Below are 25,557 nucleotides of genomic sequence, written 5' to 3'. Positions count from 1 at the left end.
CGTCGGCGCGCGGGTCGTGCAGCCGGGACAGGGCGGTGAGCGCGGAGGCCCCGACCGTGCGGTCGGTGGCCCAGACCAGGTCGGCGCTGTCGATCGGGCCGCGCTCGACCGCGGCCCACAGCAGGTCGGCGGCCTCCGCGGCGGCTGACCCGGCGCCGGCCAGGTGGCGCAGCGTGATCACGCGGACCGCCTCGACCGGATCCCGCTGGGCGGCCATGAACGCCGGCACCAGCCCGGCAGCGGTGGACCGCCAGGTCTGCAACGGCTCGGTCGCGGCGTGGGCGGCGGCCTCGCGGATCGGAGCGTCCGGGTGGCGCAGCCAGGCGGAGAGCAGCCGGATCTGCAGGGCCGGGTGCCGGCCGATCGCGTCGACGACCCAGGACAGGCCGTTGCTCACGCCGCTGGGCAGGCGCTGGATCCGCGACAGGCAGGCCGGGGCGTCGCGCTCGATGATCTGGGCGACGAGCTCGTCGCCGGCCCGCGTCGCCGCGGAGACGATCGCGGCGGCCAGGCGTGGGAAAGGCTCGGGGTCGCTGAGCGACTCGGTCACCGGGGCGTCGAACGCCGCCAGGGAGAGCACGGCGCAGGCCCGCACCAGGTCACTGCGGTCGCCGGCGGCGGCCCGGCGCAGCCCGGCCTCGCCGGTGACGCCGATCAGGTGGGCAGCCGCCGCACGCACCTTTTCCTCGGGGTGATCGGCGAGCAGCCGCAAGTAGACCGGCATCCCCTCGGTCACCGCCCGCGTGGCGGCGGCCACCCAGCCGAGCTCGGCGCCCAGCCGCTCGGTGACCCCGTCGGTGTCGCGCTCGGAGCGGGGGAGCAGCGGACGGTGCACATCCAGATAGGAGGCGCCCCGGGCGATCGAGCCGAGCAGCCCCAGAATCCCCGGCCGGTCGGCGGCCGGTGCCGCCAGGATGCGGATCAGGAACGGCACGGCGTAGGCCGTCGCCTCATAGACCGTGCCCTGGTGCCAGATGTTGCCGTAGAGCGTGGACAGCGCCTTGTCGTCGCCCTCGGCCAGGTCGCGCAGCAGGCCGGGCACGTCGCCCGCGGACCCGTAGGCGTGGGTGAGCGCGGGCCAGTCCACCGTCGTCAGGTCGTCCAGCATGCCGGCAACCTACGCGGTGGGTACGACAAAACCTCCGACCCGTGCCAGCGCAGCCGCGCAGGCCTCGCTCCACGCCTCGTCCTGCCGGATGCCGTCCTCCCCGACGGACGTCCGCCACTGCCGGTACGGCGACTCCACCGCCGCCCGCAGCACCGGCTCCGCCGCCCCGGCCGCCGGCCCGATGTCACCCAGGCACTTCACCGCGATCATGCCGCGCGGGCTGCACACCAGATGCCGCAGCAGCACCGGCACCACCGGTTCCGGGTCCCCGGTCACGTGCCAGTAGGCCACCGCCGCCCGCAACGCCTGCCACTCGTTGCCGCTGTCGAACATCGGCGGCAGCTGACCGGCGAGCGCGGCGCCCGCCGGGCCGAGCTCGGCGAGCACCGCCAGCGCGTGCCGGTTGCCGATCTCGGCCCGCAGCGTCGCCAGCAGTTCGCCGGCCGATCCGGTGATCCGCCAGACGGCCCGCTCCACCTCGATGCGCAGGACCACGTCGGTGCTGTGCCGCAGCGCCGCTAGTTCCGGCAGCGCGTCCACCGCGGCCGGCCCCAGGTCGCCGAGGATCGGCACGACCGCGTACGGATGCGCCCCCGCCTCCCGGCGCAGCACCGGCACCAGTTCGCCGGCCGGCGTCTCCATCCGGTGCGCGGCGCGGAGTAGCCGGGCCGGCGCCGCATCGATCGCGCCGAGCACCACCGCCCGGGTCCGCACCGCCCACGGCCCGAGAGCGTCGAACGCCCCGTCCAACCGGTTCAGGTCCGCCTCCGGCAGCGACCGGAGCACCCCCGCCAGGTACTCGTCGGCGCGCGGATCCCCGAGCCGGGCCAGCGCCTCCACCGCCGGCGCCTCCCGGTCCTGCTCGACCGCGGCGGCGAGCTGATCGGCGTACCCGGCGGCGGCCCGGCCCGCGCTCGCCAGGTTGCGCACCGCCCAGTAGCGGACCTTCTTGTCCGGGTCGGCGACCGCGGCGGCCAGCGCGGGCGCGAGACGTTCGGCCGCCGGGCGCCAGAGCATCAGCGGTTCCTCGGCGGCGTACGCCGCGTCCTCCCGCACCGCCGGATCCGGGTGCCGCAGCCAGGTGGTGACCAGGTCGGCCTGCAGCTCCCAGTGGGGCCGCAGCTCACGCAGCACCCAGATGAGCGGGTTGTCGTCGAAGCGGGGCAGGCCGGCGATGTCATTGAGGCAGGCCGGCGCGTCCCGTTCCAGGATGGTCCGCGCGTCGTTGGTGCCGGCGGCGGTGAGTGCGGCGGCCAGCCGGGCCAGTGGTGCCGGGTCGCCGAGATGCTGCTCGACGTTCTCTTCGCGGTCGGCGAGAGCGAGCACGGCGCAAGCCCGGACGGTCACCGACGTGTCACCGGTGGCGGCCTGCCGCAGGGCAGCGGAGGCGCCGCCGGCGACGTCCGGGCCGAGCCCACCGATGGTTCCGGCGGCCACGGCCCGGACGAACTCGTCCGGATGGGCGGCGAGCAATCGCAGGTAGACCGGCAGCCCGGCGGCCACCGCGGCGGCGACCGGCTCGTGCGGCGGGTTCACCCGGGCGATGTCGCCGAGCAGGGTGAGGATGCCGGCGGTGTCGGCGTCCGCGCTGTCCAGCAGCCGGACCAGACCGGGCACCACCTCGGTGGCGGGTGACGAGCTGTCCCGGCGCCAGACAGCGCCGGACAGTTCGTACAGGGCTTCAGCGTCGCCGGCGGCTACTCCCCGCAGCAGATCATCCAGCATGATCGGCAACATACCGAAGTGGAGGCTACGGCGTGGGGCAGCTGAATCCGCGCGCCGGGACGGTGAGGTCGATCAGGTAGCGGTCGACGACCGCCTCCGTGCAGTCAGTGGTGCGGTAGACGCCGTGCCCCCAGCCCTCGTAGGTGACCAGCCGTCCGTGCCGGCCCAGCTGCGCGGCGACGTGGCGCGCCCACTCGTGACCGGTGCGCGGGTCGTGCCGGGCGTTGAGCAGCAGCAGCGGCGTCGCGGTGTGCACCCGCAGCCGGTGCGGCGGGTTCGCCACCGGCTGCGGCCAGCCGAGACAGGTCGCGACGGCCAGCATCCCGGCGCCGTACCGGATGTCCGGCCCGGCCAGCCGGGCCTCGCGCAGCAGCTTCCGGTACGCCCGGAAGTCCCGCACCGGCACCGGGAAGTCGGCGCACACCACCCCGGTGGCCAGCGGCGGCACCGGTCGCAGCACGTCGGTGCGGCCCTCGGCGAGGGCGGCGATCCCGGCGGCCAGACGCGGCCAGTTCGGATCCTGCAACGTCACCAGCGGCAGAACCGACACGTCGAACGCCGTGTAGGGCGCGTAGTCGCCGCGGTCGGCACGGGTCAGCACCTTCGCCCAGGTGGCCCGCACATCCGGCGGGCACGGGCCGGCCCGGTCGCACCAGGCCACGAACTCGTCGAACGAATCCTGCAGCGTGGCCGCCTGGGTGCGGACGAACTCGGCCAGCCCGAGACCGTGGTCGAAGACGCCCTCCAGGACGATCGCGCGGACCCGGCCGGGGAACCGTTCCGCGTACTGCTGGCCGAGCAGGGTGCCGTAGGAACTGCCGTGGAACGTGAGCGCCGGTTCACCCAGCGCGCGGCGGAGCGCTTCCAGGTCGTACACCGTGGTTGAGGTGTCGGCGTGGCCGAAGACCGCGCTGGAAGCCCGGCACCGCGCCCAGAAGGCGCGGTTGTGCGCCACCGTGGCGTCGAAGTCGGCCTGGTCACGCAGGATCACCGGCGGGCGGTCCGGCTGCGGCGCGCAGGTGGGCGCGGCACTGCCACCGACGGTACGCGGGTCGAAGCTCACGATGTCGAACCGGTCCAGCTGCTCGTCGCTGAACCGGTTGCCGAGTGCCACCCGGGAGACCCCCGAGTCACCCGGGCCGCCCGGCCCGAAGACCAGCGTGCCGACGCGCTGTGCCGGATTGCGGGCGGGGCGGCGGGCGACCGCGAGCTCGAAGGTCTCGCCGTCCGGTTCGGACCAGTCCACCGGCAGGCGCAGATCCGCGCATTGCACAGCCGGGTCGGGTTTCGCGCACGGTCCCCAGTCGAGGGTGGTGTCTGCCTGCGCCACACCCGGCGTCACCACCAGGGCGAGTGACGTGAGCAGGGCAACGGATCGAAAGTCGGCCATGCGACACATGGTTGTCGCGCCAGCCGGTGGGACATATCCGGATTGCCCCTGAAGTCGGCACCGTAGGGGTCGCCGAAGTGATCACAATGGATCGATGCGAACCAGGGTGCTGACCATCGCCGGGCTGATACTGATCGCCGCCGCACCGATCCTGTCGCTGCTCCTGGGCCGTACCGAGCTGGCCACCTCGGCGGACGAGGAGGCCCCACCGGTTCCGCTGGCCGGGGTCGTCGTCCCGTACCTGATCGGGCTTCTGCTGATCCGCCTGGTGCCACCGCGGCTCCCACAGCTGGAACCGGCCGCCGGCGCGGGCCGTGAGGTCCTGCGGCGGCAGGCCCGATGGCTGATCGGGCTGGCACTGATCTTCCCGGTGGTGGGCCTGCTGCTGAAGGCCACCCCGGACGGCGAGCTGTTCTACGCGCTCGCCAAGGTGCTGATCCTGCTGGCCGGGGCGTGGCTGGTGCTGCGCCGCATCCCCGGCCCGTCGGGCGCACGCGAGCACCGGCGGGCGGTTCCGCGCCTCTGGTACTGGCTGGGGCCGGTCCCGGCGATCGCGGTCTGGGGATATCTGTACTTCTACAGCCCGCTGATCGGCGACCGCGGTGACCTGTCCGGCTACGAGGACTGGGACCGGGTGACGCTGGCCGCGGTGATGCTCTACACGTTCCTCACTGCCAGCGTGCTGGAAGAGATCTTCTACCGGGTGATCCTGCAGACCCGGCTGGAGTCGTTGTGGGGCCGGTGGCCGGCGATCACCGCCACCGCGCTGCTGTTCGCGCTCATGCATGTGCATCGCTTCGGCGACGGGCCGTTCCTCGACATCACCCTGCTGATCCTGATCTCCAACGGTGGGCTCGGCCTGTTCGCCGGCTACCTCTGGTCCCGCTACCGCAACGTGTGGGCGATTCTGGTTGCGCACGGCGCGATCAATTCGCTGGTGCTGTTGCCGCTCTTCGTCTGAGATTTTTTCGGTACGCGTTCGCGGGCCCCGTCCCACCAGTGCCGGCAGAACCTACCCGCGCGATCACCTGCCCGGTCCAGGCCGCCGGCGCGACCGCCGGGCGTAAGCAGTGGGTCGCGCCCACAGCCCCCGCCCGCACGGCTGCCCGCCAGTGTCGTCTCACGCGCCCGAGGCAGCTCTCAGGCGCAGCCGGCCATGCCGGCTGGCGGTCAGTGTCGGTTCGGGCGGGCCGAGGCAGCTCTCAGGCGCAGCCGGGCTGGCCGGCTGGCCGTCGTGCGGGCCGGCCATGAAGACGTGCGGGTGACCCATTTGGTCAGCATCGGATCCTGCATAGCAGGCGACGGCGCGGGTAGATAGGCGGGCGTGAGTTTTCCGAAGCTGAGGTCGTTCGTTCTGGACAGCCGCGACGTGAGGCGGGCCGCCGAGTTCTACCGGGAGGTGCTCGGGCTGAAATACCGGGCCGGGGACGAGACGCCCACGCCGGATGAGGACTGGCTGGTGCTGCTCTCCGGCGACGGGTCGTGGCAGCTCGCCTTCCAGCAGACGACCGGCGTGAAACCGACCACCTGGCCGGACGACGCGGTTCCGCAGCAGATGCATCTGGACACCGCGGTCGACAGCATCGAGGAACTGGACCGGCACCACGAGCGGGTGTTGAGCCTGGGCGGCACGCTGCGTTTCGACCGCAGTGACGACCCGGAGGAGCCGTTGCGCGTCTACGCCGATCCGGACGGACATCTCTTCTGCATTTTTGTGGGCTGAGCCACGAAACGAAGCCGCGGTATCCGGGACGGTAACCGGTTACCGCGGCTTTCCTCTTGCCCTGACCACGGCAAACGAATTGGCAAGCTTCTTTCTTGTCCATTGACGGCCGATAACGCCGGGGTTTGATCATGGACATCGAGGAGTGCTAGTTTTCCGGCGCGGCGCTGCCCGGCCGAAAAATCTTCCTGCGAGAAGCAGCTTCGACGGCAGCATTTCTGCCGCGGTTCTGCTGTACACGGGGAGGAAATTCTGTGCGCCTGAAAAAGGTCAGCACCACCACCGCAGCCTGCGCCCTCGCGCTTCTCGTCTCGGCCCAGCCGGCCCTCGCGGCGCCGGTCGAGCCGGCCATGACCGTCACCGAACGGGTCGCCGGCGCCCTGGCCGGGGCCGACGCCGAGGCGGAGACCGGTGGGCCGACGGTCACCACGGACGGCGACATCGCGGTCTCCAGCGAGGAGCCGTCGGTGTCACTGACCGATTCCGACAACTGGGCCAGGGTCAGCCTGATCGCCGCGCCGGCCGAGGCGGTCGCCGCGGAGGGCGAGGCCCGGGTGTTCCCGGACGTCGCGAAGGACGCCGACTCGGTCATCCGTCCGGTGGAGGGCGGCGCGCAGCTGCTCTACGTCATGCACAGCGCGGCCGCGCCGCGCACGCAGCGATACCGGGTGGACCTCGCGGCGGGCACCACGGTCGAGGCCACCGGGGACGGCGGGTTCCTGCTGGTCGACCGCGCGGGCGAGGCGGAAGGCGTGATCGAGGCGCCGTGGGCGCGGGACGCGTCCGGTCGCGAGCTGCCGACCCGCTACCACTGGGCGGACGGTGTGCTGATCCAGGAGACCGACACGGCGGGCGCCGTCTTCCCGGTCGTTGCGGACCCCAAGATCACCTTCGGGGTGGGTGTCTACCTGAACATGTTCGGCAGCGAGGCCCGAACCTATGGCATGGGGATCGTCGCGATGGGCGGCGCTGCCGCCGCCGTCGGGTGCGCGACCCTCGACAAGGTCCCGCACGCCGTCAAGATCCTGGCCCGGATCGCGTGCGGCGCCGGGGTGGTCTCGCTGCCCAAGGTCTTCGCCGCGGTCAAGAGCATCGCCCAGGACAAGAGCCTGGACGACCGGGCCTGCTACCAAGTGAAGATCATCCCGTTCAAGGGCGGCAAGAAGAAGGTAGCCGCCAAGAACTGCAAGTAGCTTCCGGGCGGAGCGGCCGGCTTTCACGGGGAAGCCGGCCGTTCCGCGGATCCACCCGTAAAGGAGAAGGAATGACCGTTCCCGGCCGTATCGCCTATTTCCTCGCCCTCATTGTTCTCGGCATTCTCGGATTCGTCGTCCAGCCGGATTTCTGGGTCGGCGCCGTCATCGCGGCGGCCACGATGATTGCGGTGTCGCTGTTCGACGTGGGCCTCGCGCGGCGGCGGCGCCGCGCGACCTGACGGTCACTGGAGGTCGACGTCCACGCCGTCCGCGGCGAGCAGTTCGAGCAGCTGATCCATGGTCAGCGACGGCGCCCACCAGCGGCGGTCGTACCCGGGCAGCAGATGGTCACGGGCGACCGCCGAGTCGTGCCAGACCAGCCGGAAGCCGGGCGCGACGCCCCACCCGCCGAGCAGGCAGTCGTGCAGGGCGCCCAGGTTCCAGCCGAAGTAGCCGCCGGGCCCGTTGACCGCCTCGCCGATCGCGCAGTAGAAGCCCTCCTCGTCGGTGACGTGCCGGCCCTCCAGGTGCACGGTGGCGCCGGGCTTGCGGTCCGGGGCGTGCCGGTGGTGGGCCAGGGCGGCCCCGGCCCACTCCTGCCGAAGCTCCCGGTCATATCCGGCCCAGGCGCCCGGCTCGGTGGGGCGGCCCTGCTGCCAGCGCTGCCAGACCTCGCGGGCGCGGGCCGGCCGGGCCGGTCCGACGGCGTCGGCGTACGTCGGCTGGAACGTCACGTCCACCAGCCCGTCCCCGAGCAGCGACGGCCGTACGGCCGCCACCTCCGCCCCCAGCCCCGCGTCGAGCAGCCGGGTGGCCGTGCCGTCCCGCCCGACGCTGAAGATCGACGCGTTCACCCAGCGCCGGTGCCGGGCAGCGCCACGGTCCAGGGCTTCCAGGGCGCGCAGCAGCCGACTGCCCGGCTGGCACCCGAGCAGCGTGGCCGGCCGCGGCGCCGGCGCCGGCCGCTCGTGGAAGACCCCGGTCACGTCCCCGCACGCCCCGAAGTCCTCGTCGCCCTCCGCGGTCACCCCGGTGAGCAGGTATCCGTCCGCCTCCGGGGCCCGCTTCGGCAGCTGGCGCAGCCGGCCCTCGAGGACCATGTCGAGCGGCCCGTGCCGTCCGGTGCGGCTGCTCTTCAGCACCGTCACGTCGAGCAGCTCAGCGGCGCAGGAGTCCGGCGGGTACGCCGCCTCCAGACCGATATTGCCCAGCCACACGGGACCGCTGCCGTCGCCGGCGGCGCGCAGCCGGCCGGCCGGGGTGCAGTCGAGCAGCGTATAGCGCTCGACGGCCGGCTCGGGCGGGTCGGCGAACAGTCCGTCGATGTCGGCGCACGTGGCGACGACGTTGTCACCGTCGTCGATGGTCTCGTCGACCAGGATCCAGGGAAGGCCGATCACCGGGCGACCGTACCGCCTCGCCGCCGACGGGGGGTAATCGCGGATATCCGGCCGTCCACCAGGGGTACTCTCCGCGCAAGGGGACTAGCTCAGCGTTGAGAGAGGACGGTGTCGGCTCGTGAAGGTCGGCATTCCCAGTGAGGTCAAGAACAACGAGTTCCGGGTGGCGATCACCCCGGCCGGCGTGTTCGAGTTCGCCCGGGCCGGACACGACGTGTTCGTCCAGTCCGGCGCGGGTCTCGGCTCGTCGATCACGGACGCCGATTTCCGGGCCGCCGGGGCGCAGATCCTGCCGGACGCGGACGCGGTGTGGGGCACCGGCGACCTGATCCTCAAGGTCAAGGAGCCGATCGCGGAGGAGTACCACCGGATGCGGCCGGGCCAGGTGCTCTTCACCTATCTGCACCTGGCCGCGTCGAAGGAGTGCACGGACGCGCTGGTGGACCGTAAGGTCACCGGCATCGCCTACGAGACGGTGGAGCTGGCGGACCGGTCGCTGCCGCTGCTGGCCCCGATGTCCGAGGTGGCCGGGCGGCTCGCGCCGCAGGTGGGCTCCTATCACCTGATGCGGCAGGGCGGCGGCCGCGGCGTGCTGATGGGCGGCGTGCCCGGGGTCTACGCGGCCAAGGTGGTGGTGATCGGCGCCGGGGTGTCCGGGATGAACGCGGCGGCGATCGCGCTCGGCATGCAGTCCGAGGTGCTGCTGCTGGACAAGAACGTGGCCCGGCTGCGGGCGGCCGACGCCGACTACCGCGGGCACATCCAGACGATCGCGTCGAACGCGTACGAGATCGAGAAGGCCGTGCTCGACGCCGACCTGGTGATCGGCGCCGTGCTGGTGCCCGGCGCGAAGGCGCCGACGTTGATCTCCAACGACCTGGTGTCGCGGATGAAACCGGGCAGTGTGCTGGTGGACATCTCGATCGACCAGGGCGGCTGCTTCGAGGACTCGCGGCCGACCACCCACGACGAGCCGACCTACCGGGTGCACGAGTCGATGTTCTACTGCGTGGCGAACATGCCCGGCGCGGTGCCGCACACCAGCACCTACGCGCTGACCAACGTCACCCTCCCGTACGCTCTGGAGCTGGCGAACCTGGGCTGGCGCGACGCGCTGCGCCGCGACCCGGCGCTGGCCGCGGGCCTGAACACCTTCGACGGGCAGGTCGTCTACGGTCCGGTCGCCGACGCGCACGGGATGCGCCCGATACCCCTGACGGAGGTGCTGCGCTGAGTCTCGACGGTGCGATCAAGGCCTATCTCGACCATCTCAGTGTCGAGCGTGGCCTGTCGCGCAACACCCTGGCCTCCTACCGGCGCGACCTGGAACGGTACGCGCTGAAGCTCACCGAGGCCGGGATCGACGACCTCGGCCAGGTGCGCGCCGCCGACGTGAGCGCGCACCTGGCCGGGTTGCGCGAGGAGGGCCTGGCCTCGTCCTCGGCGGCGCGGGCCATCAGCGCGGTGCGCGGCCTGCACCGCTTCGCGGTCCGCGAGCGCCTGGTGCCCCACGACGTGGCCGCTGACGTACGGCCGCCGGCGCCGCCGAAACGCCTGCCGAGAGCGCTCGATGTGGACCAGGTGAACCGCCTGCTCGCGGTGCCGGGCACGGATTCGCCGCTCGGGCTGCGCGACCGGGCGTTGCTGGAGTTCCTCTACGGCACCGGGGCGCGCATCTCCGAGGCGGTCGGCGCGGACATCGACGACCTGTCGCTCGACGAGGACCCGGCCGCTCTGCTGCGGGGCAAGGGCGGGCGCACCCGGCTGGTCCCGGTGGGCGGCTACGCGCGGTCCGCGATGCATGCCTATCTGGTACGGGCCCGCCCGCTGCTCGCCGCCGCCGGCCGGGGCACCCCGGCGATCTTCCTGAACGCCCGAGGTGGACGGTTGTCGCGGCAGAGCGCGTGGACGGTGCTGCACCGGTGCGCCACCGCGGCCGGGTTGCCCGTGGACGGTCCGTACGCGGTGAGCCCACACACGCTGCGTCACTCCTACGCCACGCATCTGCTCGACGGCGGCGCCGACGTCCGCGTCGTTCAGGAGCTGCTGGGACACGCGTCGGTCACCACGACGCAGGTGTATACGCTGGTGACCGTGGAACGCCTTCGGGAGGTGTACGCGACCTCTCACCCGCGCGCTCGTTAGAAGCTGCGAACCCGTAGGTGCGACACGCCGAACGGCTGACCCCTTTCGGGAAGGGCGCGTGGCGTACAGTCGGGCATCGGCTCCGGCTGTGCCAGCCCCGCGGCGGAAAACCGAAGGCAAAGCGGGGACAGTCAAGTCCGAGTCGGGAGGGGGCGAGGTCATGTCAGGGAACGGCGAGCGTGCGGAGGCCTGGACTTCCACGCTCCGCGAGCAGCAGAACTCCCTCGATCTCGGTGCTGACCTGGGCCCAGCCGACCCCACGGCCTACACGATGCGCCGCCCGATCCCCGAGCCGATGCCGACCGACCGGCACGGTCCGGCCCGCATCATCGCCCTGGCCAACCAGAAGGGTGGTGTCGGAAAGACGACGACCACCATCAACCTGGGCGCCGCGCTGGCGGAGTACGGGCGCAAGGTCCTCCTCGTCGACTTCGACCCGCAGGGCGCCTGCTCGGTCGGTCTCGGGGTGAACCCGCACAACCTCGACCTGAGCGTCTACAACCTGCTGATGCAGGACGACGTCGCCACCGAGGACGTCATCATCAAGACCGACGTGGCCGGGCTGCACCTGCTGCCGGCCAACATCGACCTCTCCGCGGCCGAGATCCAGCTGGTCAACGAGGTGGCCCGGGAGATGGCCCTGGCCCGGGCGCTGCGCTCGGTCCGCAAGGAGTACGACTTCATCCTGATCGACTGCCAGCCCTCGCTGGGCCTGCTGGCGATCAACGCGCTGACCATCGCGCACGGCGTGCTCATCCCGCTGGAGTGCGAGTTCTTCTCGCTGCGCGGTGTGGCCCTGCTGCTGGACACCATCGACAAGGTCCGCGAGCGGCTCAACTTCGACCTGGAGCTCGAGGGCATCCTCGCCACCATGTACGACTCCCGCACCACCCACTGCCGCCAGGTGCTGCAGCGGGTCGTGGAGGCGTTCGGCGACAAGGTGTACCAGACGGTCATCACGAAGACGGTGAAGTTCCCGGAGTCGACCGTGGCCGGCGCGCCGATCACTACGCTGGATCCCGCGTCGTCCGGCGCCCGCAACTACCGTCAGCTCGCTCGCGAGGTCATCGCCGCCAAGACAGAACGAGGCTAGGTCACACACCCGTGCTCTTCGCGCTCGGCGAACCGGTGGCGTTCGTCGCCCTGGTCGCCGCTTTTCTGCTCGGTTTGGCGCTGCGTGCCGTCGCCATCCGGTTCACCGCCCGTACCGTCGGGCTGGCCGAGCGCCGGCAGTCGCTGCGGCTGAGCCCGCGCGAGGACCTCGACCCGTTCGGCGCGGTGTCGGCCGCGGTCGGCGGGATGGGCTGGGGTCGGCAGCTCACCGTGGACGAGGTGCCCCGCTACCGGGGCCGGGGGCGGGCCGCCGCGGTCTTCGCCGCCGGGCCGGTCGCGTGCATCCTCGCCGGTGAGCTTCTCATCGCGGCGTACGCCCTGGTCTACCCCGAGCAGGCGGAAGTGGTGCTGGCCGCGGTCGGCCTCAGTGACGTGCTGCGCGGGGTCGCCCTGCCGTACGGCGAGCAGATCCTGCTCTCGCTCGGTGTCGGCCTGCTCGCCTTCGGGCTGCTGGCGCTGATCCCGATCCCGCCGCTGGACGGGTTCGGGATCCTCTGGTTCGCGCTGCGGCAGCCCGGGGCGGGCATGAACTGGATGCGGCTCTGGTTCGAGGACAAGAACATCGGCGTGCTGATCCTGCTGATCTTCGGGTTCTTCCCGCTCGGCTACCCGATCCTGCTCATGATCCTGAATATCCTCGGCGTGCTGTTCCTGCGTGTCTGGTCCTGAACCTCTCGACCGTCTGACGCCAGGCCACCACGGCGCCGGCGCGCATCTGTGACGGCGTGAAGGCGATCTTGCGGCTGAGTGCGAACGCCCGGTCGGTGATCTCCTTGCGGGCCTTGCTCGGGTGCCCGGAGTCGAACGGCGGCTGCGGGTCGTACTCGATGTAAAGCTGCACCATCTCGGCGTGGTCCCGGCCGGCGATCTCGCCGACCAACCAGAGCCCCAGATCCAGGCCGGCCGAGACGCCGGCGGCGGTGGCGACCTTTCCCGAGCGGACGATCCGCTCCTCCGGCCGGGGCTCGGCGCCGAGCGCGCCCAGCGCCCGCTGCACGGTCCAGTGGGTGGTGGCCGGCTTGCCGGTCAGGATGCCGGCGGTGGCCAGGATGAGCGCGCCGGTGCAGACCGAGGTGGTCCACTGCGTGGTCTCGTGCACCCGGCGCAGCCAGTCGATCAGGGCGGTGTCGGCCATCGCGGAGGCGGTGGACGGGCCGGAGCCGGGGACCAGCACGATGTCCGGGCGGGGCGTCTCGGCGTAGGTGTGGGTGACCCCGAGGAAGAGCACACCGCTGTCGGCGACCACCGGGCCGGGTTCGGGGCCGACGAAGCGGATCTCGGCGCCGGGCAGGGAGCGGAGGAACTCGTACGGGCCGATGGCGTCGAGTGCGGTGACTCCGGGGTAGAGGACGATGGCGATCTGCATGTCCCGATCGTCGGCGCTGCGCCCGGCACAGACCCGGCGGCGGGGAACGCTCGTCCGGATCTGTGCGGGACGGTGCCGGTTTCCTGCGATCAGCTGCGGTAGACCGAGATGTGTGCGCGGCTGTCCGGGCCGAACGGGGTGCCCGCCCAGTCGGCGTAGCGGGCGTCGAGGCGCATCCCCGCGGCGGCGGCGAACGCGTCGATCTGCTCGGGCCACTGGTACCGCATCCCGAACGGCTCCAGCTTCACCCCGCCGTTGCTGAAGGTGAGCGTCTGCCGGAGGAAGGTCTGCGCCTCCCGGTCGTACTTGTGCAGGCGGACGCCGACCGCCTCCTCGGTCACCGACCACACCTGGACCTGCTGCTCGTCGCGGTCGAACTGGGCCGGGTCGGGCACGAACGCCTCGATGACGAAGGCGCCGCCGGGCGCGAGAACCCGGGCGACGTTGCGGAAGCACTCCTCCTGGCGGCCCGGGACGGTCAGGTTGAACAGCGTGTTGAACACCAGGTAGACGAGCGGATAGCGGCCCTCGACCGGCACGTCGGCCATGTCGCCGATCACCACCGGCAGGTCCGCGCCGCCGGGCTTGGCGCGCAGCAGCTCGACCATCTCGGGGGAGGCCTCCACGCCCTCGACCGGGATGCCGCGTTCGGCCAGGGGTAACGCCACCCGGCCGCTGCCGATCGCCAGCTCCAGGACCGGGCCGCCGGCCGCGAGACCGGCCAGGAATGCCACGGCCGGTGCCGGGTCGGGGTTGCCGGGGTCGTCGTAGTGGGCCGCCCACTGCCGGCCGAAGAGTCCGGGATCGTCCAGAACAGACATGGGTCCATGTCTACCGGCACTGGTTGATGTCGGCATCCGGACAGCCGCGCCTCTGTACGGATTGTCCGGAGTTGTCGTATGCATTCCAGCGTCCGCAGAGGGGAGAAGCGCGATGCCCGGCCGGCGCGTCTGCGAGGTCTACACCAGCGATCCGGAGGTCGGGCCGCTGCCGTATCCCAGCGGCTCCGGGCTGCTGCTCACCGACCGGTTGGTGCTGACCGCCAGCCACCTGCTGCCCACCGACGACGTCCTGGTGCGTTTCCCCGGGGCCGACGGGACCGCCTGCCATCCGTGCGAGGTGCGGTGGCGGTCGGCGGAACTGGACGCCGCCATCCTGTGGATCGGTGACGGCGACTGGATGCCGCCCGCGCTGCCGGCCCTGCGGTGGGGCCGGTTCGTGACCGGCCTGACCGGGGTCGCCGCGGAGGCGGCCGGTTTTCCCGACGCGCACGGCGCCGAGGTCCGCGACTGGGCGCACGCGGCCGGCACGCTCAGCGCCCTCGACGACACCCGGGTCGAGCTGCACGTCGGCTCCTGGCCGCGGCCGCCGGCCGACCGGTCGGTGTGGAAGGGCATGTCCGGCGCCGGCCTGTTCGCCGAGGGACTGCTGACCGGGCTGGTCGTCGGGGACGAGAACGACCGGCTCACCACAATCCGCGCCGAGGCGCTGCTCGCCGACCCGGCCTTTGTGAAGGCCGCCTGCGACGGTGTCGTGCCGCCGCTCGAACCGGCCGAGGTCACCGGCCTGCGGAGCGTGCCGGTGCCGCTGCGGGAAAGCCCGGCCGGACTCCTGCGGGCCGAGGCCGAGGTGGTGCCGTTCCACGGCCGCCGCGCGGAGCGGGACCGGCTGCGGCAGTGGCTCGACGGCGCGGACCGGGCCGGTGTGCGCGTGCTGACCGGCCCCGGCGGGCAGGGCAAGACCCGCCTGGCCCGGGAGTTCGCCCGGGACGCGGAACAGGCCGGCTGGCTTGTCGTGGCGTTGCGCGAGGACGCCCCGGCCGCGCTGTTCGAGCGGTTCCGCGACGTCCGCGAGCCGCTGCTGCTGGTGGTCGACGACGCGGAGAAGCAGCACGACCGGCTCAAACGCCTGGTCGCCGCCCTGCCGGAGCACGAGCGGGTCCGGCTGCTGCTGGTGGCCCGCAGCAGCGGGGCGTGGCTGCACGAGCTGGCGCTGGAGAGCGACCCGTTCGCGGCCCTGCTGCCCGGCGACGAACTGGCCGCGGTGACCGAGGAGCTGGGCCCGCTGGAGGACCGGGCGGCCTCCTTCGAGCAGGCGCTCGCCGCGTTCCGGGCCCGGCTCGCGGCCACCGAGCCCGCAACGATCGAGCCGTCGCCTGACGGCAGCCGCCATCGCATCGACCCGTCGCCGGACGGCGGCCGCCATCGCATCGAGCCCGCAGCGATCGAGCCGCCGCCGGACGGCGGCCGCCATCGCATCGAGCCGGCCGCGATCGAGTCGCCGCCGTTGGAGGGCGACCGTCACGGCAGCGTGCTGGCGATCCACATGGAGGCGATGGCGCGGCTGCTGGACCCGGTACCCGGCGCCGACAGCACGGAGATCCTGCTGGAGCACGAGGCCCGGCACTGGTCCGGGCGGGCGCGGTCGACCTTCGGACTGGACGGGCTGGACGGCCCGGCGCTGCGGCAGACGGTCGCGGTGGCCACGCTCTGCACGGTCCGCACCGGCCCGGGGGAGCGGCTGCTGGACCTGCTCGACCGGGTGCCGCTGCTCGACGACCAGCCGCCCGGGGTGAAGGCCGCGGCGGCCGGCTGGCTGAGCGACCTCTACGGCGAGCCGGGCCGGCAATGCGCTGCGCTGCGCCCGGACCCTCTGCACGAGCACCTGGTCGGCCGGGAACTGCTGGACCACCCGGCGATGCTGGACCGGATCGTGCCGATCCTCACCGAACGGCAGGCCTGCGAGCTGCTGACCGTGCTGGCCCGGGCCGGTGCGCCGGTCTCCGCGGGCCACACCCGGGACGAGGCGGTCGTGCTGGTCGTGGCCGGGGTGATCGACGCGCTGGTGCGCCGCTATCCGAAGCGGCTCGCCTTCCCGGCGTGGATCGCGGCCGGGCTGGTGGACGAGGTGGCCGCGCGGCCGCTGCACGCGGCCCTGGACGCGATCTACGACGGCGAGGCGGCGCGCGGCCGACGGTGGCGGGAGTCGCTCTCCGTGGGGATCGGCACGGTCCGTCGTGGGCTCGGCAGGCAACGCCGGCGGGGTACGAGGGACAGGCTGGTCCGTCTCGCCTCGGGAACGGCCGCCGGAGTCGCGGTGGTCGCGCTGGGCTCGGCGCTGCTGATGATCGACTCGGAGGAGAAGGCCGGGGAGCCGCCCTTGGCCCCGGTCCAGGGTGTGGTGGCCGCCGCCCCACCCGCCGCGGCAGCCGCTCCGCCGCAGACCGGGGGCGCGATCGGCGAGCCGACATCGGTGCCGTCCCCCACGCCGACCCGGGCGCGGCCGAAGAGGACCGCCACTGCCGAAGCGACCACGACTCGAAGCCGGCGGTCGCCCGGCCGGAGCCGGGAGGCTCCGGCTCGCCGGATCACCCAGGCGCCGGAAACGCCGACCCGGCCGGTCGTGCGGGCGACGCCGAAGCGGAGCCCGGCGGTGACGGCGCCGCGCGAGCCGGCCGCCACGGCGAAGCCGACGGCCATCCCGACGTTGACCGGCCTGCCGTCCATCCCGTCCGGGCGGATGGAGCCCACGACGGGCGGCACCGCCCAGCCCACGGCCGATCCCACGGCCGGCGACAGCCCGACCGGGCCGGAGCCGGAGCCGGGGGCGGAGCCAGGACTAGAGCCCGGGGCCGGATCGGGGTCTGGGGCGGGTTCGGGATCCGGGCCTGGTGTGGAGCCTGGGCCGGGATCGGAGCCCGGGCCGGGTTCGGAGCCTGGGCTGGGTTCGGGGTCCGGGCTGGGTTCGGGGCCGAGGCCGGGTTCGGGGTCTGGGCTGGGTTCGGGGCCGAGGCCGGGTTCGGAGTCCGATCAACGCCCGGAGCCCGCGCCGGAGCCCGAACCCGACCCGGCGGCTGAGCCCACCGGCGACCAGCCGGCCGCAGGGGAAGGCGATCCGACCGCGGGGCCGACGCCCTGACCGTGCCCCGCACCGGCCCGGCAGCGGCACCAACTCGGCAGCAGCACCAACTCGGCAGCAGCACCAACCCGGCAGCAGCACCAACCCGGCACCAGCACCCAGCACCGGTCCGGCTGCCTGGCTGGAGGAAGGGGTGCTGCAGCATCACGCGCCCCGGCTGCTCGGGACGGCCCGGCCTGGCGCCAGCGCCGCTCAGCGGGCGGTCACCGGCGCCGCCGCTTCCGGATGCGCGGCCGCTGTGCGGTAGCGGGACGGCGGCACCGCGTACCGATCGAGGAAGGCCTGCCGCAGCGACTCCGTCGAACCGAACCCGCACCGCCGGGCCACCGCCGCCAGCGGCAGCCCGGTCGAGGTGAGCAGGTGCGCCGCGGCCTCGGTCCGGGCGCGCCGCACATATTGCGCCGGGGTCTGGTGCACGTAGGTCAGGAACAGCCGGGACAGGTGCCGCTCGCTGACCCCCGCCTGGCGGGCCAGCGCGCCGGTGGTCAGGTCGCCGTTGAGATGCCCGACGATGTGGTCGGTCGCCCGGCGGACCACGAAGTCGTCGCTGCCGCGCCGGGCCAGGAACATGCTGACCTGCGACTGCCCGCCGGGCCGCTGCAGGTAGGCGACGGTGCCGAGGGCGACTCCGCGGGCCGTCGCGGCGCCGTTGTCCTCCTCGATGAACGCGAGGGTCAGGTCCAGGGCGCTGGTCACCCCGCCGGAGGTGCTGACGTCGCCGTCGCGGATGTAGATCGGGTCCGGGTCGACCAGCACGTCGGGGTAGCGATCGGCGAGCCGGTCCGCGTACATCCAATGGGTGGTGGCGCGCCGGTCGTTGAGCAGGCCGGTCTCGGCGAGGACGGTCGCGCCGGTGCAGACCGCCGCGACGCGGCGGGCGAGCGGCGCGAGGCGCCGCACATGCCCGACCAGGTGCGGGTTGGCGGCGGCCCGCTCGTGGCCGAGGCCGCCGGAGACCAGCAGGGTGTCGAGCGGTTCGTTGACCCGCTCCAGTACCGCCTGCGACTCCAGCCGGAGACCGGAGTCGCAGGCCAGCGCGGTGCGGCCGAGGGTGGCCAGGACCGTCCGGTACGGCGGGGTGGCGCCGATCCGGTTGGCGATGTGCAGGGCGGACGTGACGCAGGCGATGTCGAGCAGCTCCGCGCCGTCGTATCCGACGATGAGGATCAGTCGTTCGTCCATCCCCGCACTCTACCCCCGGGGGGTATAAATGCGGGAGGTCGCGTGCGGGGTGGCGCGCATGTCACCACCCCGCCGAATGTGCCTAACCGGTCAGCATCCCGCGCAGCAGGCTGTTGCCGGAGTGCGCGGCGTCGCCGTCGTGCGCCTCGTCCGAGACGTCGACCAACCGGTACCTGTGCAGGTCGGTACCGGGCGGCACCGGCAGGACCACCTGGGGCCCGTCCGGCAGGTTGCCCAGCGACACCATCTTCGTGGTGTCGTCCGGGTCGATCAGCCACACCTGATGGAATCCGGTCGTCAGCGGCAAATTCCGGACGTCCAGCCGCATCTCCCCGCCGGCGAGCACCTCGGCCGTGCCGTGCGCCGCGGGCGGCACGGTGGGCAGCGGGTTCAGTGTCGCCTGCGCGGTGATCGGGTCGGCCGGTGACGGCTGCAGGACGCGGATCGCGACCACGGTGCCGGCCACCGCCACCACGGCGGCCGCGACCGCCGCCATCACCGCCGCCGGCCAGCGGCGCCGGCGCGGTCGCGCCGGTCGCTCCCGGTGCCGGGCCAGGTCGACCACCTCGGCGTACGCGGGCGCGGGGCTGATCCGCTCCTCGATGGCCCGCCAGACCCGGTCCGGCGGCGCCGGCAGATCGCGGACGTCCTCGAGTTCCGTGCCGAGGTCGGCGACCTCGCGCAGCTCCTCGAACTCGCGCCGGCAGTCGGCGCACTCGTGCAGGTGGACCGCTTCGCCGGGGTCCGCCGACTCCTCAGAGAGCGCGAGAAGGACCAGCCGATCGGTATCCAAATGCTGCACCGTCCACCTCCCATCGACGTCGCAGGTTGGCCATTCCCCGGCGGATGTGGCTCTTGACCGTACCGAGCGGCAGGCCGGTGACCGCCGCTATCTGCGGGTGCGTGAGATCGTCGAAGAACGCCAGCTCCAGGGTGCGGCGTTGCTCCTCCGGCAACCGGTTCAGCTCGTCGGCGACGACCAGCCGGTCGACGATCCGTTCCGGGGTCTCCCGGGGGTCCGGCGGGGACAGCTGGGCGCGGACGGTCTCCGTCACCCGGTCCTCGCGCGCTGTCGACCGCAGGCGGTCGACGGCCTTGCGCCGGGCGATGCCCAGCAACCAGCCCAGAATCGTGCCGCGCCCCGGGTCGAACGTGTCCCGGCCGGACCAGGCGGCCACGAAGGTCACCTGGGTGACGTCCTCGGCGTCCGCCCGGTTCCCCAGCAGGCGCTGGGCCAGGTAGAGCACCGCGGCGCCGTGCCGGTCGTAGGCCGTGCGCAGGGCTGTCTCGTCGCCCGCCCGCAAACGCTCGGCGAGCTCGTCGTCGGCTTCCATCGACCTCCCTCCCGCGAGTGGTTCACCACTGGTTCGTCGGGGAGCGTGCGAATGGATGCACCCGGGAGCTAGTTGTCGTGCATCGACAACCGGCCGACGGTGTGCGGTTCGAGCCGGACCGTGACACCACCGGTGGTGGCCAGGCAGATCTTGTCGTCCGGGGTGGTCAGCGTGCTGATCCGGACGTCCTGGAGGGTGACGACGACGGTCGTCTCGTCGAGCGGGATCCGGAAGTCCGGGATGCGGCTGACCGGCTGGGGCGGCACCTTGGCGATCTGCCCCTCGACCGCGGCGGTGATCACCGGGGCCAGCGCGTTCACCACGACCCGCAGCAGGTTGTCCAGGAACCCGGGCACGCCGTTGAAGGCGAAGTCGAAGGTCACCGCCTCGATCCGGTCCAGTTTGAGGACGATCTCGTTCGCGGCGTTGATCGAGGCGGTGACCCGGACCGTGGGGTGGGCGGTGGCGGTCCCGTCGAAGGCCCAGCCGACCGGTTTGGCCCACAGGTGCAGGTCGACGTCGATCCGGGCGGAACCGCGCAACCGGCCGTTCTGGCCGGGGATCACGTCCAGGGAGAACGCCGAGAACCGGGCCGTGTACTCGGCGCTGACGGTGACGTCGACCGGGAAGAGCCGGATCTGCGTGGACCAGTCGCCGGTCACCGGATAGGCCGCCGCCGCGTTGTCGAGCAGCCGGTTGAGCAGCGGCGCCCGGACCGCCACGAACGCCCGGCGCTCCGGCCAGGCGCCGGCGAGCGGGGCCGGCTCGGGCTGGTCCGGCAGCAGGGCGGTGGTGGCCAGCAGCCGCCCCTCGCCGGTGGCGACGGCCGGCGGCGCCACCTGCAGCGTGCCCAGGCCGAGCGGCGGGATGCGCACCGGGCGCAGGAAGGTCTGCTCGATCAGCCGGGTCAGCTCGGGCACCACGCCGCGGTTGACGATCTGGGTCAGTGCCGGGTTACCGGGCACGTCGACGCGGGCGGTCACCAGGTCCGGGGTGAGCACCCCGCCGGACTCGACGATCATCTGCAGGCCGGCGTGCAGCGACGCCTCGAACCGGGTCGGCTCGCCGTCGCCGTAGTGGAAGGTGAGGTCGACCCGGGGCACGACCAGCTCGAACGAGGCCCGGGAGGCGGTCGCGGCGGCCTGGTCGGCGCCGCCGGCGGCGAGCTGGTCCAGCAGCGCCCGGTGCCAGTCACGCACGTCGGCGGACGGGGCCAGGCTGACCACCGGTGGGCCGGCCAGGTCGTAGTCGATGCGGGTCACCGACAGCGCCGGCAGAGTGATCGGCAGGCTGCCGGTGAGCAGCAGGTCGTGGGTGGCGTCGTAGACCGACCGGATGACCTCGTTGAGGGCCGGCTCGTCGATGCCGATCACCGCGTCGTAGTTCGGCAAGGTTCCTCCTCGGGCAGGGCGCACCCTTCACCGTGGACGGTTGCCGCAAACCACGGAAGCCCCCGGTCAGCGGATCTCGAAGCGGTCCGCCGGCTCGGGCGGCTCGTCGTGCACGTCGACCGCGCTGACCCGGGCCTGCGGCGGGCCGGTGCGGCACCAGGTGACCAGGCGCTCGACGCTTTCCGGGGCACCCTGGAAAGCGGCCTCGACCCGGCCGTCGGGTAGGTTGCGCACCCAGCCGGTGACGCCCTGCTGCCCGGCGACGCGGCGGCAGGTGTCGCGGAAGAAGACGCCCTGGACCACCCCGGAGACCAGGACTCGCTTACGGATCACCGGTTCACCCTAAGCCGCCGGGATTTCCCGATGTGCGACCGGCTGTCATACAACAGCCGAAAAAACGAATGGTGAACATCTCACTTCGTGCTGGTCAACGCCGGATTTGTTGATCACGTCTACAGTCACCTCGCGCAGGCCACCCCCGGTCGCGCTCGAGCACGACGACGAAGGGAGGCTGCCATGGCGAAGAAGAGCGACGTGAAGGTCAAGGCCGCCAAGGTCAAGGACGAGGTCAAGGTCAAGGCCGCCAAGGTCGAGGCGAAGGCCAAGGACAAGGCGAAGCCCGCCGAGGCGAAGCCCGCCAAGACCAAGCCCGCCAAGGTGAAGCCGGTCGCGGTGAAGCCCGCCAAGGCGGAGAAGGCCAAGGCGCCGAAGTCCAAGAAGGACTCGAAGAAGAAGTGACGCACCGGGCCGCCCCCCCCCGGCCCCCGCCACACCACCCCCCCCCCCCCCGTTGTCACCCCGCCGGGCGCCCCCCCCCCCGCGGCCCCCCCCGGGACTCGGCCGAGCCCAGACCCCGGATCGGGCGGCCACCACGACCGGGGTCGCCCGATCGGGGCGTTGACCCTCATGTTGGCGCCCGTCAATCCTGTTGCGTCGGCGCGGGCGCAAATCCATGGAGGACATTCGATGGGCATACGGGACGCGCACACCATCCGTGGCCGCGTCGTCCGCATGCTGGCCCTGCCCGTCGCGGCCGTGCTGCTGTTGCTCTCGGTCGTCGTGGCCGAGGAGCTCGGCGACTACCGGCTGGCGGCCCGCACCGACCGCGCGATCACCCTCGACCTGGCGATGCAGTCCCTGGTGCAGGAGGTGCAGACCGAACGCGGGGTCACCGCCGGGCTGCTCGCCGGCAACCAGGCCTTCCGCACCGAGGTGGCGCCGGCCCGGGAACGCGTGGACCGGCAGCGGCAGGCCGTCCAGGACCTGCTGGCCGACGGCGGCGACCTCGACGGGCAGGTGACCGAAGCCCTCGACCGGGCCGCCGGGCTGGATTCGATCCGCGAGGACGCCGACGGCGAGGAAGCCGACCGCGCCGAGGTCTTCGCCGACTACAACGAGCTGATCGAGGAGCTGGGCGAGGTCTACTTCGCGCTGGACAACGCCGCCGACGCGCAGATGCGGCTCGGCTCCGAGGCGCTGACCATGCTCAACGCGGCCAAGGAGGTCACCGCCCGGCAGCGCGCGTTCCTCAACGGGGTGTTCTCCGCCGGCGGGTTCCGCAGCGGGGAGTTCCTGCAGTTCGTGCAGCTGCGCGCGGACCGGGACATCGCGCTCAAGGAGTTCGAGGAGTACGCCACCCCGACCGCGATCGCCGCCAAGAACTACCTGTTCAGCACCGGCCCGGCGGCGCAGGCCCTGCACTTCGAGCAGGTGGCGCTCGGCTCCGGAGACGGGCAGGCGCTGGCGATCGACCCGCAGGCCTGGTGGTCGACGCTGACCACGGTGCTCGACGACATGTCGCAGCTGGCCCAGCACATCGGCTCCACCCTGAAGGCCCGGGCCGAGGTGCTGCGGCGCCAGGCCGACCTGCGGCTGGCCGGGCTCGCCGCGATCGTGCTGCTCTGCCTCGGCGGCGCCGTCTACCTGGCGACCGGCGCGGCCCGCTCGCTGGCGAACCCGCTCGCCGGCCTGGCCGCCGAGGCGAACCGGCTGGCCGGCGAGCGGCTGCCGGAGGCGGTCCGCCGGGCGGTCGCCGAGGACGGGGGCGGGCCGCCGGACCCGCTGCCGGTCGCGGCCGGGGCGAGCGTCGAGGTACGCCAGCTGGCCGACGCGCTGGAACGGGTGCAGGCCACCGCGTACGCCCTGGCCACCGAGCAGGCGCAGCTGCGCCGGGCGGGCGCGGAGTCGCTGGCCAACCTGGGCCGGCGCAACCAGAACCTGCTGCGCCGGCAGCTCGGCTTCATCACCCGCCTGGAACGCGAGGAGTCGGATCCGGCCGGGCTGGCCAACCTGTTCGAACTGGACCACCTGGCCACCCGGATGCGCCGCAACGCGGAGAGCCTGCTGGTGCTGGTCGGCGCGGCCAGCCCCCGGCAGTGGTCGGGACCGATGCCGCTGAGCGACGTGATCCGGGCCGCGGTGTCCGAGGTCGAGGAGTACCGGCGGGTGTCGCTGCGGCGCCTGGACGAGGCCATGGTGGCCGGCTCGGTGGTCAGCGGGCTGGCCCACCTGCTCGCCGAACTGATCGAGAACGGTCTGGTCTTCTCCCCGCCCGACCTGGACGTGGAGATCCACGGCCGGTCGGTGGAGGGCGGCTACCTGATCGCGATCTGCGACCAGGGTGTCGGCATGAGCCAGGCCGATCTGGACCTGGCCAACCAGCGGCTGCGCGGCGAGGGCGACTTCCTGACCGCACCGGCGCGGTTCCTCGGCCACTACGTGGTCGGCCGGCTCGCCGCCGAGATGGGCATCGGGGTCGAGCTGGGCCGGTCGGCGGTGACCGGGGTGACGGCCCGGGTGACGCTGCCGGCCGGCATCCTCGCCGAGCCGCCGGCGCTGACCGCGGCGCAGGGCGGCGGGATGCCGACGACGTGCCCGCCGCCGGGCGCGCGGCCGCAGGCGGTGGAGGTCGACTACGTCGTCGTGACGGAGCGGCCGGCGGTCCCGGCGCCGCGACGTCCACTGGGCTCCGGTGCGACCGAGGACGCGCCGCCGCTGACCGCGCAGACCGGCGCCGCGGCCGAGCACACCACGAACGGCCTGCGCAAACGTATCCCCCGCGCCCGCCGCCCGCTCCCGGCGGACGCCGGGCCCGGCGCCGCCCGGCCGGATCCGGAGGTCACGGTCGCCGGCTCGCCGGAGGCCGTGCGCGGCCGCCTGACGGCGCTGCGCGACGGCATCCGGCGCGGCGCCGCCGAGAACCCACCCGCGAGGAGTCATTCATGAGCGTGGACGCCCAGGCCGACCGGCACCAGTTCAACTGGCTGCTCGGCAACTTCGTCCAGCAGACCGACGGGGTACGCGACGCGGTGGCCGTCTCGTCGGACGGCCTGCTGATCGCCGCCTCCGCGGGACTGGACCGGGCCGAGGCGGACCAGCTGGCCGCGATCGTGTCGAGCATGGCCGGCCTGGCCCGCAGCGCGTCGCGCCGCTACGACTTCGCCGGCCTCAAACTGATCATGATCGAGATGCACCGCGGCTTCCTGGTCATCTCGGTGATCCCCGGCGGCAGCTGCCTGGGCGTGGTCGCCACCGGCGAGTGCGACCTCGGCCTGGTCGGCTACGAGATCTCGGTGCTGGCCGAGCGCTTCGGCGAGCTGCTGACCCCCGCGCTGATCGCCGAGTCGAGGCGGCATCTGCCCCGATGACCGAGGATCCCGTCGTCCGGCCGTTCATGCTGACCGGCGGCCGCACCCAGCCGCTGCAGGACGGCCTGCGCATCGAGACGCAGCTGCAGGCCGTACCGGCCGCGCTGTCGGCGCCGCTGCGGTTCGAGGCGCGGCGCATCGTCGAGCTGTGCCAGGCGCCGATGTCGGTGGCCGACCTGTCGGTGGCGCTGGCCGCGCCGCTCGGCGTGGTCCGGGTCATCGTCGCCGACCTGATCACCCAGGGCCTGATCCGGGTGCGGACCGCACCGGACGCCCTGTCCACCGCGCTGATCGAAAGGATCCGGGATCGTGTTCGGGCGCTCTGACCTGGCGGACGCCCCGCCACCGGTCGCCGTGAAGGTCGTCGTGAGCGGCGGGTTCGGCGTCGGCAAGACGACCTTCGTCGGCGCCGTCTCCGAGATCGAGCCGCTGGTCACCGAGGCGGAGATGACCGAGAAGTCGATCGGGGTGGACGACACGTGGGCGGTCCTCGGCAAGACCACCACCACGGTCGCCCTGGACTTCGGCCGGATCACCCTGGACGACGCGCTGCTGCTCTACCTGTTCGGCACGCCCGGCCAGGACCGTTTCGCGTTCTTCTGGGACGACCTGGTCACCGGGGCGCTCGGCGCGATCGTGCTGGTCGACACCCGGCGGATCGAGGAGTGCTTCCCGTCGATCGACTACTTCGAGGACCACGACATCCCGTTCATCGTCGGGGTGAACACCTTCGACGGTGCGCGCCGTTTCGACCTGGCCGAGATCCGCGACGCGCTCGGGCTGCCCGGCGAGCATCCGCTGCTGGAGTGCGACGCCCGGCAGCGCGAGTCGGTGAAGCGGGTGCTGGTCGCGCTCACCGAGCAGGTCCTGGCCCGCCGGCTCGCCCGTCAGGCCGGGGCGTCGTGAGCCGCGTACGCCG

General features: G+C 72.9%; 24 protein-coding genes and 1 pseudogene. 14 read left to right on the top strand and 11 right to left on the bottom strand.

Annotation, left to right across the window (positions count from 1 at the left end; translation table 11 throughout):
- The 3 genes and pseudogenes from AB0F81_RS32980 to AB0F81_RS32970 form a co-directional block, all read right to left on the bottom strand.
- Window positions 1–1,108 (bottom strand): annotated as a pseudogene (locus AB0F81_RS32980) (hypothetical protein); the annotation flags it as partial.
- 9 nt (window positions 1,109–1,117) lie between these two features.
- Window positions 1,118–2,833 carry a hypothetical protein gene (locus AB0F81_RS32975; protein WP_360203565.1) on the bottom strand — a complete coding sequence of 572 codons (1,716 nt, stop codon included), beginning with the start codon at window positions 2,831–2,833 and terminating at the stop codon, window positions 1,118–1,120.
- Window positions 2,834–2,858: 25 nt separating this feature from the next.
- A complete protein-coding gene (locus tag AB0F81_RS32970; protein ID WP_360203564.1) occupies window positions 2,859–4,223 on the bottom strand; it encodes an alpha/beta hydrolase in 1,365 nt (454 codons plus the stop codon).
- Window positions 4,224–4,317: 94 nt separating this feature from the next.
- On the opposite strand from AB0F81_RS32970, the gene AB0F81_RS32965 reads away from it, so the two are divergent.
- The 4 genes from AB0F81_RS32965 (at window position 4,318) to AB0F81_RS32950 (ending at window position 7,381) form a co-directional block, all read left to right on the top strand.
- The gene (locus tag AB0F81_RS32965) at window positions 4,318–5,184 is read left to right on the top strand and encodes a CPBP family intramembrane glutamic endopeptidase (RefSeq protein ID WP_360203562.1); all 867 of its coding nucleotides are present in this window, start codon (window positions 4,318–4,320) and stop codon (window positions 5,182–5,184) included.
- 363 nt (window positions 5,185–5,547) lie between these two features.
- A complete protein-coding gene (locus tag AB0F81_RS32960; protein WP_360203560.1) occupies window positions 5,548–5,946 on the top strand; it encodes a VOC family protein in 399 nt (132 codons plus the stop codon).
- 254 nt (window positions 5,947–6,200) lie between these two features.
- Window positions 6,201–7,139, top strand: coding sequence for a hypothetical protein (locus AB0F81_RS32955; RefSeq protein ID WP_360203558.1), 939 nt, complete (start codon window positions 6,201–6,203; stop codon window positions 7,137–7,139).
- Between the two features lie 71 nt (window positions 7,140–7,210).
- Window positions 7,211–7,381, top strand: coding sequence for a hypothetical protein (locus AB0F81_RS32950; RefSeq protein ID WP_360203556.1), 171 nt, complete (start codon window positions 7,211–7,213; stop codon window positions 7,379–7,381).
- A 3-nt stretch (window positions 7,382–7,384) separates the two neighbouring features.
- On the opposite strand, the gene AB0F81_RS32945 is transcribed toward AB0F81_RS32950, so the two are convergent.
- Window positions 7,385–8,542, bottom strand: a complete 1,158-nt coding sequence (locus AB0F81_RS32945; protein ID WP_360203554.1) for a barstar family protein — start codon at window positions 8,540–8,542, stop codon at window positions 7,385–7,387.
- Between the two features lie 118 nt (window positions 8,543–8,660).
- On the opposite strand from AB0F81_RS32945, the gene ald reads away from it, so the two are divergent.
- From ald to AB0F81_RS32925, 4 genes are all read left to right on the top strand, one after another.
- On the top strand, window positions 8,661–9,776 hold the full coding sequence (gene ald / locus AB0F81_RS32940; protein WP_360203552.1) for an alanine dehydrogenase: 1,116 nt from the start codon (window positions 8,661–8,663) through the stop codon (window positions 9,774–9,776).
- Window positions 9,773–10,687 carry a site-specific tyrosine recombinase XerD gene (locus tag AB0F81_RS32935; protein WP_360203569.1) on the top strand — a complete coding sequence of 305 codons (915 nt, stop codon included), beginning with the start codon at window positions 9,773–9,775 and terminating at the stop codon, window positions 10,685–10,687. Before ald ends, AB0F81_RS32935 begins: the two co-directional genes overlap by 4 nt.
- Before the next feature lie 160 nt (window positions 10,688–10,847).
- Entirely contained in the window at window positions 10,848–11,780 is a 933-nt protein-coding gene (locus AB0F81_RS32930) for a ParA family protein (RefSeq protein WP_328459746.1), read from the top strand.
- Window positions 11,781–11,791: 11 nt separating this feature from the next.
- The gene (locus AB0F81_RS32925; protein WP_360203551.1) at window positions 11,792–12,469 is read left to right on the top strand and encodes a hypothetical protein; all 678 of its coding nucleotides are present in this window, start codon (window positions 11,792–11,794) and stop codon (window positions 12,467–12,469) included.
- On the opposite strand, the gene AB0F81_RS32920 is transcribed toward AB0F81_RS32925, so the two are convergent.
- Window positions 12,420–13,166: a DJ-1/PfpI family protein gene (locus AB0F81_RS32920; RefSeq protein ID WP_360203550.1), complete on the bottom strand. Its 747-nt coding sequence runs from the start codon at window positions 13,164–13,166 to the stop codon at window positions 12,420–12,422. The genes AB0F81_RS32925 and AB0F81_RS32920 overlap by 50 nt on opposite strands.
- An 89-nt stretch (window positions 13,167–13,255) precedes the next feature.
- Window positions 13,256–13,987: a class I SAM-dependent methyltransferase gene (locus tag AB0F81_RS32915; protein ID WP_360203548.1), complete on the bottom strand. Its 732-nt coding sequence runs from the start codon at window positions 13,985–13,987 to the stop codon at window positions 13,256–13,258.
- A gap of 112 nt (window positions 13,988–14,099) precedes the next feature.
- Between AB0F81_RS32915 and AB0F81_RS32910 the strand changes: the two genes are divergently transcribed.
- Window positions 14,100–17,084, top strand: coding sequence for a hypothetical protein (locus AB0F81_RS32910; protein WP_360203546.1), 2,985 nt, complete (start codon window positions 14,100–14,102; stop codon window positions 17,082–17,084).
- 192 nt (window positions 17,085–17,276) lie between these two features.
- On the opposite strand, the gene AB0F81_RS32905 is transcribed toward AB0F81_RS32910, so the two are convergent.
- The 5 genes from AB0F81_RS32905 to AB0F81_RS32885 form a co-directional block, all read right to left on the bottom strand.
- Window positions 17,277–18,266: a helix-turn-helix domain-containing protein gene (locus AB0F81_RS32905; protein WP_360203544.1), complete on the bottom strand. Its 990-nt coding sequence runs from the start codon at window positions 18,264–18,266 to the stop codon at window positions 17,277–17,279.
- Window positions 18,267–18,348: 82 nt separating this feature from the next.
- The gene (locus tag AB0F81_RS32900) at window positions 18,349–19,068 is read right to left on the bottom strand and encodes an anti-sigma factor (RefSeq protein WP_360203542.1); all 720 of its coding nucleotides are present in this window, start codon (window positions 19,066–19,068) and stop codon (window positions 18,349–18,351) included.
- Complete coding sequence (locus AB0F81_RS32895) at window positions 19,022–19,600, bottom strand: sigma-70 family RNA polymerase sigma factor (RefSeq protein ID WP_360203541.1); 579 nt, start codon at window positions 19,598–19,600, stop codon at window positions 19,022–19,024. Before AB0F81_RS32895 ends, AB0F81_RS32900 begins: the two co-directional genes overlap by 47 nt.
- 68 nt (window positions 19,601–19,668) lie before the next feature.
- On the bottom strand, window positions 19,669–20,991 hold the full coding sequence (locus tag AB0F81_RS32890; RefSeq protein WP_360203539.1) for a hypothetical protein: 1,323 nt from the start codon (window positions 20,989–20,991) through the stop codon (window positions 19,669–19,671).
- A gap of 66 nt (window positions 20,992–21,057) precedes the next feature.
- Complete coding sequence (locus AB0F81_RS32885) at window positions 21,058–21,324, bottom strand: acylphosphatase (protein WP_360203538.1); 267 nt, start codon at window positions 21,322–21,324, stop codon at window positions 21,058–21,060.
- A 183-nt stretch (window positions 21,325–21,507) separates the two neighbouring features.
- Between AB0F81_RS32885 and AB0F81_RS32880 the strand changes: the two genes are divergently transcribed.
- The 5 genes from AB0F81_RS32880 (at window position 21,508) to AB0F81_RS32860 (ending at window position 25,544) form a co-directional block, all read left to right on the top strand.
- On the top strand, window positions 21,508–21,729 hold the full coding sequence (locus tag AB0F81_RS32880; RefSeq protein ID WP_360203537.1) for a hypothetical protein: 222 nt from the start codon (window positions 21,508–21,510) through the stop codon (window positions 21,727–21,729).
- A gap of 228 nt (window positions 21,730–21,957) precedes the next feature.
- On the top strand, window positions 21,958–24,216 hold the full coding sequence (locus tag AB0F81_RS32875) for a nitrate- and nitrite sensing domain-containing protein (RefSeq protein WP_360203535.1): 2,259 nt from the start codon (window positions 21,958–21,960) through the stop codon (window positions 24,214–24,216).
- Complete coding sequence (locus AB0F81_RS32870) at window positions 24,213–24,638, top strand: roadblock/LC7 domain-containing protein (protein WP_360203533.1); 426 nt, start codon at window positions 24,213–24,215, stop codon at window positions 24,636–24,638. Before AB0F81_RS32875 ends, AB0F81_RS32870 begins: the two co-directional genes overlap by 4 nt.
- On the top strand, window positions 24,635–24,964 hold the full coding sequence (locus AB0F81_RS32865; protein ID WP_360203531.1) for a DUF742 domain-containing protein: 330 nt from the start codon (window positions 24,635–24,637) through the stop codon (window positions 24,962–24,964). The genes AB0F81_RS32870 and AB0F81_RS32865 overlap by 4 nt, the downstream gene beginning before the upstream one ends.
- Entirely contained in the window at window positions 24,948–25,544 is a 597-nt protein-coding gene (locus AB0F81_RS32860) for an ATP/GTP-binding protein (RefSeq protein WP_360203529.1), read from the top strand. Before AB0F81_RS32865 ends, AB0F81_RS32860 begins: the two co-directional genes overlap by 17 nt.
- Window positions 25,545–25,557: the final 13 nt, after the last annotated feature.

This window comes from Actinoplanes sp. NPDC024001, assembly GCF_040638955.1.
Lineage (GTDB): Bacteria > Actinomycetota > Actinomycetes > Mycobacteriales > Micromonosporaceae > Actinoplanes.
This window is presented reverse-complemented; position numbering and strand designations above follow the sequence as displayed.